Annotated in this window: 9 protein-coding genes; 4 read left to right on the plus strand and 5 right to left on the minus strand. The window is 58.3% G+C overall.

All coding sequences use genetic code 11. The features are described from left to right. From ACWI8T_RS06690 to ACWI8T_RS06700, 3 genes are all read right to left on the minus strand, one after another. A partial coding sequence (locus ACWI8T_RS06690) for an ATP-binding cassette domain-containing protein (protein ID WP_449138376.1) occupies positions 1-250 on the minus strand: 250 nt, incomplete at its 3' end. Between the two features lie 779 nt (positions 251-1,029). Next, positions 1,030-2,199 carry a sensor histidine kinase gene (locus ACWI8T_RS06695; RefSeq protein WP_449138377.1) on the minus strand — a complete coding sequence of 390 codons (1,170 nt, stop codon included), beginning with the start codon at positions 2,197-2,199 and terminating at the stop codon, positions 1,030-1,032. Further along, positions 2,196-2,870 carry a response regulator transcription factor gene (locus ACWI8T_RS06700; protein ID WP_449138378.1) on the minus strand — a complete coding sequence of 225 codons (675 nt, stop codon included), beginning with the start codon at positions 2,868-2,870 and terminating at the stop codon, positions 2,196-2,198. Before ACWI8T_RS06700 ends, ACWI8T_RS06695 begins: the two co-directional genes overlap by 4 nt. A gap of 80 nt (positions 2,871-2,950) precedes the next feature. Between ACWI8T_RS06700 and ACWI8T_RS06705 the strand changes: the two genes are divergently transcribed. The 3 genes from ACWI8T_RS06705 to ACWI8T_RS06715 are packed head-to-tail and all read left to right on the plus strand — an operon-like array spanning position 2,951 to position 4,994. Then, positions 2,951-3,106 (plus strand): CD1871A family CXXC motif-containing protein, encoded by a 156-nt coding sequence (locus tag ACWI8T_RS06705; protein WP_449138379.1) that lies wholly within the window; start codon positions 2,951-2,953, stop codon positions 3,104-3,106. Beyond that, entirely contained in the window at positions 3,099-4,010 is a 912-nt protein-coding gene (locus ACWI8T_RS06710; protein WP_449138380.1) for a 4Fe-4S binding protein, read from the plus strand. Before ACWI8T_RS06705 ends, ACWI8T_RS06710 begins: the two co-directional genes overlap by 8 nt. A gap of 33 nt (positions 4,011-4,043) precedes the next feature. After that, positions 4,044-4,994 (plus strand): TlpA family protein disulfide reductase, encoded by a 951-nt coding sequence (locus ACWI8T_RS06715; protein ID WP_449138381.1) that lies wholly within the window; start codon positions 4,044-4,046, stop codon positions 4,992-4,994. A gap of 587 nt (positions 4,995-5,581) precedes the next feature. Here ACWI8T_RS06715 and ACWI8T_RS06720 read toward each other — a convergent pair. After that, a complete protein-coding gene (locus ACWI8T_RS06720) occupies positions 5,582-5,998 on the minus strand; it encodes a hypothetical protein (RefSeq protein ID WP_449138382.1) in 417 nt (138 codons plus the stop codon). A gap of 323 nt (positions 5,999-6,321) precedes the next feature. On the opposite strand from ACWI8T_RS06720, the gene ACWI8T_RS06725 reads away from it, so the two are divergent. Next, entirely contained in the window at positions 6,322-6,501 is a 180-nt protein-coding gene (locus ACWI8T_RS06725) for a hypothetical protein (RefSeq protein WP_449138383.1), read from the plus strand. A 218-nt stretch (positions 6,502-6,719) separates the two neighbouring features. On the opposite strand, the gene ACWI8T_RS06730 is transcribed toward ACWI8T_RS06725, so the two are convergent. Next, positions 6,720-9,210: chitobiase/beta-hexosaminidase C-terminal domain-containing protein (locus ACWI8T_RS06730; protein ID WP_449138384.1), on the minus strand; the 2,491-nt coding region annotated here is incomplete at its 5' end.

Below are 9,210 nucleotides of genomic sequence, written 5' to 3' on the forward strand. Positions count from 1 at the left end.
TGAGGCTGCCGATTGCGTAGAGGTCCTCGCGGCGCCAGGCGTGCCCGGCAAAGAGGATCTCCCCGGCCGTCGGCCGCAGCATCCCGCAGATCATCTTGAGCGTTGTCGACTTGCCGGCGCCGTTGGGACCGAGCAGCCCGTACACCTCGCCCTCGCGGATATGAAGGCTCACGTCGGCCACGGCGTCCTGCGCCTGGTCGCCGCGGCCGAAGCGCTTGGTGAGCCCGCGCGTCTCGAGCATGTAACCCATGGGTTTATCCTTTCTCTTCCGGGCGCGCGGGCCGAGTCGCCGTGCCCGCGCGCCTTACCTTTCGGGTTCACCATCCATGGTGGGGCGCGTTTCTAACGAAGCCGTAACGGCCGTTGGGCTCTTTTGGCGCCAGCCCTTCTCGACCCGCACGCCACTCATGGTATGTTTATCGTGAAAATAAGGACGGAGGTGCCCGTGGCACGCAATAAGTACCCGGAGGAGGCGGTCGAGAAGATTCTCGACGTTGCCGAGCGGCTCTTCGTGGAGTGCGGCTACGAGCACACAACGATGATCTGAAGAGCAATACGTTAAATCGAAAAAGGCAAGGTGGACAAATCGACAACCAAACTAGACCCAATTGGAATGTCGCCACGGCAAATGAACTTGAAAGAGTTGGAATAAGCCGATGGGGCTTTGACCCGCACTTTTGAGTGCCGCACCGTGCCGCTGAGTTTCGTTTCGTACGAGGGTCATGGCAAAGCCGCCAGCGACGGCGGTGAGTAAATACGGTAATTAAGCCGCCGTTTACGCAATCCCTCCTGCGATGCAACAGGAAGTCCGCGGCACCGAGGATCTTGATGCTGTCGACCTCGGTCGGGTATCCCCCCTCATGGCCATGACTGCCTTGGAGTGCGCGCGCGTATGGCGCGAAGCGGCTTGAGCTCGCGTCCGATGGTCGCAGGCTCGGTCGTATTCTCGGTGACCTGGACGCACACCTTCGTATCGCCGCTGGCCGCCACGAAATCCCCCTCGCCGGCCGCGGCTTCCCTATTGCGACGTCATAGCTTCGTAGACGAGCTGCTGGTACACCATGCGAGTGCGCGTGCGGGAAGGGTCACGAGCATGGTCGTTCCGCTCTCCGAGCTCTCTTCGACCTCGATGGAGCCGCCATGGAGCGCGGCGATCTCCCAGACTAGCGCAAGCCCCAGGCCCACGCCGCCATATGCCCTGCTGCGCGATTTGTCGACGCGAAAGAAGGGCTGGAAGATGCTCGTCTGGTATTGCTCGGGAATGCCCAGCCCCTGGTCGCGCACGCGCAGCAGCACGCGGTCGCCCTCGTCGTGGGTGCTGATTTGCACGGTCGAGCTGGGTGCGCCGTAGCGAATGGCGTTTTCGGCCAAGTTGAACAGCAGTCGATAGATCAGCGTGTCGCTGCCGATCATTTGCGCTTCGCCCTCGCTTGCAAACATGATGCCCTTTTCCTCGGCAAGCGGCGCCAGGTCGGTGAGCACTTCCTCAATCATCGGCGCCAGGTCAATCTCGTCGTTGCAGGGAACACTGCGCAGCTCGCTCATTTCGAGTAGCGTCGCTGCCATGTGCGTCATTCTCTCGGTCTGCTCCTGCAGCAGCCGAAGCAGACTAGCCGTGTCAGCGTCAACGCCGGGGTGCTCGGCACAAAACAGTTCAACCTGGGCCTGCATGAGCGCGAGCGGCGTGCGCAGTTCGTGCGCCGCATTGCCCGTAAACTGCCTTTGCGCAGAAAAACCCTCGTCAAGGCGGGCAATCATGTCGTTAAACGACGCGCTGCAGCGCCTGAGTTCGGCAGGTACGTCTTCGCTGATCTTTGTGTCGGCGAGGTTGTCGGGCTGCACGCTCTCGACTTGCGCCGCAAAGGAGCGCAGCGGCCGCAGCGCACGCCCGCTCACAAAATAGGCCAGCACGCCGCCGAGCAGCGTCACCGCCGCGGTTATATACCAGCTCGTCGCGCCAAACGATTCTTGGGCGTTGCTCACGACGATGGTCAGCTCGTCGTCGAGATCTTTGCTCGTCGGGTCAAATGAGCTGGACGAGGCGGCCTCAACCTCGCCATGCGCCGACACTTCAGCGCCAATCGAGTCCATGTGGAGCATGCCGGAGTAGCCGACCAAGCAGTTGATAAGTACGCAGGTCAAACATATCAGCAGGGCTGTCATCAGCGTAATGCGCCACTGCAGCGATATCCGCTTCATTCGCCATCCTCCATAACGTAGCCTTCGCCGATTCGGTTGCGGATGGGGTCGTGCTCCAACGCGCCGCGCAGCTTTTTGCGCAGCGACGAGATGTGCACGCGAGTCGCGTTGCTAAAGCTGTTGACGCTGCAGTCCCATACGTGCTCGATAAGCTCTTCTTGGCTCACCGGTCGCCCTTGGTTGAGCATCAGGTATTCCAGGATGCCGGTTTCCTTGCGCGTGAGGGATAAGGACACGTCGCCCACCGAGGCGACGCGAGTCTTGGTATCAAAGCTCAGCGACCCGCAGGTGAGAACAGTACCGTTTTGCGTGAAGCGCCTGAGCGTGAGGCTACGGATGCGCGCCGCCAGCTCGTCAAGATGGAACGGCTTGGTGAGGTAGTCGTTGGCGCCGGCATCGAGCCCCGCCACCTTGTCGGCGACCTCACCACGTGCCGAGAGCACGAGCACCTTGGTCTCGCAATCAGTTTTTCTGAGTTGCCTGAGCACGGTCATGCCGTCGACACGGGGAAGATTAAGGTCGAGCACGACAAGATCGAAGGTCTCGACATCGAGCAGGTCGAGCGCCTGCTGCCCGTCGTGGCAGCAGTCGACGCTATAGGCCAAGTTGCGCAGGCTGCGTGCGATCGCATCGCACAGCGCCCGCTCGTCCTCGACGACCAAGATACGCATAACGTTCTCCTTGCATAGTCATCCGCGCTTAACGCGGATTTTACAGTCGGTATGGTCCAATGGGTTGCGAAGCGAAAGGAGTGGTCAAATTGTTCAAAGCGATTAAGCCTGTGGCGCAGGTGGCTTTGCTGATCGCCGGGATAGCCATGGTGAGCTTTGGTGCTGTGCGCGGCGAGGCAGAAGCCGTGCTGGCCAAGGCAATCAGGCTGTGCTTGGAGTGTATCGGAATTGGATAAAAGAAGGAATACCGTATCACGCCTTTTGGCGCGATACCGCGGATTGATTCAGGCGGCGGCGACGCTCGCGACCAATATTCACCTGCCCAACTTTGCCAAGGGAGGCATCTACCAGGGGGCGGGTAAGGCCGTCTGCGTGCCGGGACTCAACTGCTACTCGTGTCCGGCGGCTTCGGGCGCGTGCCCCATCGGATCGTTTCAGTCGGTGGTGGGCTCGTCTAAGTTCAGCTTCTCGTATTACGTCACCGGAACCCTCATTTTGATCGGCGTGCTGCTGGGGCGTTTTGTATGCGGCTTTTTATGCCCGTTTGGATGGCTGCAAGAGCTTCTGCATAAGATTCCCAGCAAAAAGCTCTCCACGAAAAGGCTCAAGCCGCTCACGTACATCAAGTACGCGGTGCTGCTGTTTTCCGTGGTGCTGCTGCCCGTCTTGGTGGTCAACGATGTGGGCATGGGCGATCCGTTCTTTTGCAAGTACATCTGCCCACAGGGCGTGCTCGAGGGCGCGATTCCGCTGTCCATCATGGATGCGGGAATCCGCTCCGCGCTGGGAAAGCTCTTTACCTGGAAGCTCGCGATCCTCATTGCGGTTGCGGTGCTGAGCGTACTGTTCTTCCGCCCCTTCTGCAAATGGGTTTGCCCGCTTGGTGCGTTTTACGGGTTGATGAACAAAGTCTCCCTGCTGGGAATCCAGGTTGATCAGTGCAAGTGCGTCTCGTGCGGCACGTGCGCCAAGGTGTGCAAGATGGACGTGGATGTAACGCGTACGCCTGACCATGCCGAGTGCATTCGTTGCGGCAAATGCGTGGGCGCGTGCCCCGCCGATGCCATTGGCTTTCGCTACGGGCTGGGTGTGACGGGCGACAAGCCCGCGCAACCTTCGCAAGCCCGCGAAAACAGATAGGTACCTATAAGCTTCGATATAACGGAGGAAAACATGAAACTGTCGAAAATTGCGAGTCTGTTGATGGTGCCCGTGCTGGCGCTGAGCCTCGCGGCTTGTTCCGCGCCCAAGGACGACGCAAGCGATGCCGCGAGCGGCGATGCGCAGATTGCCGAGCTCGTGGCACAAAAACCGGCGGGCGCCGAGGAGGCGACCGAACTGTTTCAGCAGCTGATGCAAAAGGAAAACGAGATCTTTGCGAGCGATAGCGCCCTGTGGGAAAAGGTGTTCCTTGCAGCCAACAAAGACGCTCCCATGATTGAGGACGGCAAGAACTACGGCGACTTTTTGCTTGATACCATCGAGAGCGCCAAGGACCAGTTTACGGCTGACGAGTTCAAGACGCTTAAGGCCGGCGCACAGCAAGTCAAGGAAATCGAGGAGAAGCTCACGGCGCTGGAGAAGGAGTTCCCCGGATGTGGCAGCACTCCTGGCGAGGGGGAGAGCGTTGATGCCTCGACCGCAGGGATGACCAACGCCAAAAGCGAGGCGGCGAAGTTTCCCAGCTTTAAGGGCAAGGACTTGGATGGCAACGATGTCAACAGCGACGAGCTGTTCTCCAATAACAAGGTCACCGTCATGAACTTCTGGTTTACCACCTGTAAGCCCTGTGTGGGCGAACTGAGCGATCTGGAGGAGCTTAACAAGGAGCTTGCCGCAAAGGGCGGCCAGGTCGTGGGCGTTAATTCCTTTACGCTCGATGGCAACAAGGACGAGGTGGCCGATGCCAAGGACGTGCTTTCCAAAAAGGGCGTGACGTACAAAAACATCTGGTTTAAGTCAGATAGCGAGGCCGGAAAGTTCACCTCCAACCTGTACTCGTTCCCGGCCACCTACGTGATTGACCAGAACGGCAACATCGTGGGAGAGCCGATCATGGGCAGCATTAGCTCCGCTGAGCAGCGCGAGACACTCAACAAGCTGATCGATCAGGCACTCGCGTAGGTGCGGAATATGACAAAGCGGCAGTCCCTTTGTCATATCGGGCGGCTGTAAAAGGACGAGATCCCCCGGTATTTGCCGCGTTTACTACGAGCTCGCCCGAAGCCCGTCAGCGCGGTCGAGCAAGGGTGGGGTCCTCAGGGTCGCTTCTCGTGCCCCCTCTTGCACGCCTGTCCACATATAGAAAAACCGAGCACCCTGGATCGGAACGGCATTCCGGTTCAGGGTGCTCGCCTGTCTGCGACCGTTCGCCAGCGCGGCCTCACCTAATTCACGGAGCAGGCCATTCCGGTTTTCCGCCGCAGACCTCTTCGATTGGGAGCCTGCGGCGGAAAGCGGCCAACGAGAGCCCCGTGAGGGCGAGCGCCGCGGGCCGCGGCTATCACGAGTGAAATGCTTGAAAGCGAAAGCACCCCGATTAGCGTGTTCGCCAACGCATGGAGAAGGCAGCAGGAGAAGGCGCACCCGCCCGCGCGATAGAGCGCCGACAGCCAGAACGAGAGGAGCACGGCGAGGGCTACGAACGCAAGAAACGGGGTCGTCTCCCTCCCGGCGCCCTGCGTGAACCACAGCGGCACATGCCACAGGCCCTAAATCGCCCCGGTGGCAAGACAGGCCGCGAAAAAAGGAATTCTTCGCTCAAGCTCAGGCTCCAGGACCGCTCGCCAACCCAGTTCCTCGTTACCGCCGCTCACCATGAGGGCAGCAAGGAAGACCCCCATGGCGGAGATTGGGCTGAAGCCTTCCGCGAGGCCATCGGAGGCGGCGGTAAGAAGAACCAGCGGCACGGCGAGGAACGCCGCGGTCCAAGGGAGCGAGCGTCTCAGTCCGCCGAACGTGAACGCGAGGCCGCGCTTCAGGGTAAAGCCTCCCGGGATCAACGAGAGCCCGGCGATGGTAGGTCCAAAGACGCCGGCGGTGTGGATCGCCGTTCCGATGGGACTTGAATAATCGATGATGCCCGCATTGTAGCACGAGCGAATGTGCCCCAACGCCGCTGCCGACATAGCACGATTGGGATTCGCTCCTCGACGCGTCCTTGTGCATATTGCCTTCTCGGTTTCGAAACTCTAAATAAATACGACTTTCGAAACCGAGAAGGAATAGATGATGGATTAGGGTCGCATGTACGAGAACGCCGTCTTCCTGGAGCTGATGAGGCGAGGCTGCGAGACGACGCGGGAAAGATACCTAAGGTCGGAGGATAAATATTACCTTGTCGACCAAGGGTTTCGGTTCGCGTGCCTTGGAACCAAGAACATAGACTACGGCCGCGTGCTGGAAAACATCGTTGCCATCGAGGTGATAAATGGGGTGATTAGAACAGTCGATGTCGGACGTAGACGACATCACCGACAACACCTCCGCCCATGCGAAAGAGCACATGAAAGCCGGTGAAGGATCCGGTCATCATAGCGAAACCCGTCAGAAAATCATCGGCTACAACACGGTAAGCCATTCCGAAGAAGGCCATTGGGAAACAAAGGCTGTCGGCGGTCATTGGGAATAGACGTTAGGCAGGGGTCATTAAGGATGCGCTTGATATTACTATCAAGCCCTGATAGACGATTTGTCCGTTTATCAGCCACAGTTGCTTAGATGCCGGCAGAGCATGAAACATATTCTGCCAGTAGGCGTCATTTCGCGTTGCGCATCTTTTATATTCAATAGGCTGCATGGATACCGCTAACCCACACAGCCTATTGACACCCAATCTCTTTTACGTATTTATCTACGACCATTGAGTCTTTTGCGACGAACATAGAGCAGCAAAGAAACCAGTCCTATAGCAGAAGCGCAAAAGAGAATCAGCGCAATACGCACAGGCAAGCCTAAGCTGTCACTTGTTTCTGCCAAAAAGCCTAAAGAGCTAGCAGGCTTATCAGTATCAGTGACGGAGTTCGCGTTATCTGTCTGACCCGAATTGGTTTCCTGGTTGCCTCCTGATGCCTCAGGTGCATCCGAACCACCGTTATTCCCTTGGCCACCGTTCATGCTTCCGCTATTGCCCTGATTGGTTCCACCGTTGTCTCCACCTCCCTGCTCACCATCGCCTGACGGTTCAGACTCATCCTCAGTTGTGGTTATAGTAAGGTTCAGCCGCTCACTATATTCATCAAATGGCATACCTTCCTTATATGCAGCAATGCGGTACTTTGTATCTTTTGTTACATCGATAGGCCCAGTGTAAATCTGCCGTGTCCCGTTCGCATTGCAGGGGCAGGTGTCATCAGTGGTGTAGTAAATCGTCGCGCCTTCGGTGGTGGTCGATAAAGTAAGCTTCGATCCCTTCACGACCGTCACGTTGTTCTCCTTCGGAGACAGCGCATCGAATGTGGCTTCACCGATGTTTGCAGTGGGTCGCACGGGCTGCGCCGCATCCGATGTGGTGCGCACCGCCAGTTCCTTGGAAAGGGATGTGTCACTGGCCGCAAGGGTGAGCGTCGTCATGCCGGGGAGATCGCCTTTGAGAGCAAACGAGACTTTGCCTTGGGAGTCCGTCGCGCCCTCTGCGGCGGCGGCACCAGAGGCATCTGCAACGCTTATGTCGTCGAGCGCCGCGATGCTGGGTGCCTCTACCCGTACCGTCACCAGTTGGTTCGCAACAGGCGTGCCATCCGCATAGCGCACATACGCCACCACCTGTACAGGTTCGGCAGCATCGCTTTGCAAAACGATCGCGTTCTCGTAGTTCGCAACGAGCTGCGCCGGGCGCTTCTTGACGGTGAGCGTCTGCGACCATTTCCCAAATAGATCGCCCAATGCTTTGTCCGTGTAGCTCTTCGCGCCGCTCAACTCCAGCGAGACGTTAGCCCCTTCAGGCAGGGTCTTTTGCGGGTAGATGCGCAGAACCTTCGAGAGCGCTCCTCCTCCATCGGCGTCGCTCGCTTCTTTCGGATCGACCCATTCAAGACGCGTATCTTCGCCATCTATAGAAGCACTCGTCCCAATCCCTTCGGCAGCTTTCATGTATTGGCTGAACTCGAGCTCGATGTAATCGGCATAAGCGTGTGCATTCGAAACGCTCGGCGCCTGCGCCGACCTCAGACCCACCTTCAACCCGGTACGAATGGGAAGCACGGAAAGCCAGTCTGTCTCAGCGGTGTCGTATCCGCCTTTAGTGACCCTCACCTGATAGAAGCCTGTTGGGGTGTCCCACTGGAAGGCGCCGTCTGCACCTGTGATCTGCGTTGCTTCTTGCTCGTAGTCGGATGCGTTCCATGGCTGCGCATTGCGCCCGCTCGCATCATCTGCCACATAGATGGACGCCTGCGCTCCTTCCACCGGGTTGCTCTCGAGTGCCTCATAGACAATGCCCGATGGATCGAGGATTACCTTGGATCCGAGCCCGTAGAACCTATTCCAATCGATGGTGCCTCTGTAATCTTCAGCGTCGGCGCCTCCATCGCTTCCGCCCTTCTTCGGAACCTCCTTGCACACGGTCTGCCGGTAGGCGGCCGCCATATCGTAGGCATACTTGGCCTTATCCAGATAGTGGGCTCGCATCAGGTGGATCGAGGTGGAGAGCCCGTCGGTTGCCAACGAGGCCTTGCCCGTCACGTTGCCAAAGGTGCCTGCAGCGTTTGCCACCGAGCCGCTCCCCTTCGAGGCGACGAAGGTCATGAGCGATATCGCCGTATTCCAATGGCTAGTGAGCACGTCAGAGTAGTTGTGATCGTCTTCGGCGTGCATGAGCTCCAGGTATTCTTCGGCCGCATCACGCTCGGCATAGAGGGCTTTCAGGCAGTTCTGGCAGGCGCCGTCGCAGGGATTGCGCTTCTTGTAATAGAGGATCCACTGGTTGATGGACTCGATATCGGCTTCAAGGACTCCGATGGCATCCATGGTGTCCAGCCATGAATCCATGGCGAACTTCTCTCCCACGCCATTCAAGATGACGCCGATGCCTCCCATTGCGCTGCAAGCCTTCTCGCACTTGCTGATGGTACGAGCCACCTCGTCGGATTCCTGAGCCCACATCTGGGTCTTCCCCCATGCCTTCATCAGAGGCGTGATCTGATCCGGCGGAACATTCTTGAGAATGCGGCGTTGCAGCACGTTGTCGAGCACTTCCTTCGAGCCCTTTTCCAGGTAGCCGCTCACCAAATCCATTCCCACTCCGGGGATGGTCAGTCCCACGGTCTTGAGCGCATCCACCTTGGCAGAGCGCATATGGTCGTCGGTCTCCTTATGTTTGGAGAAATCGACCTTGTAGGTG

The sequence above is a fragment of the Slackia sp. genome (assembly GCF_977041755.1).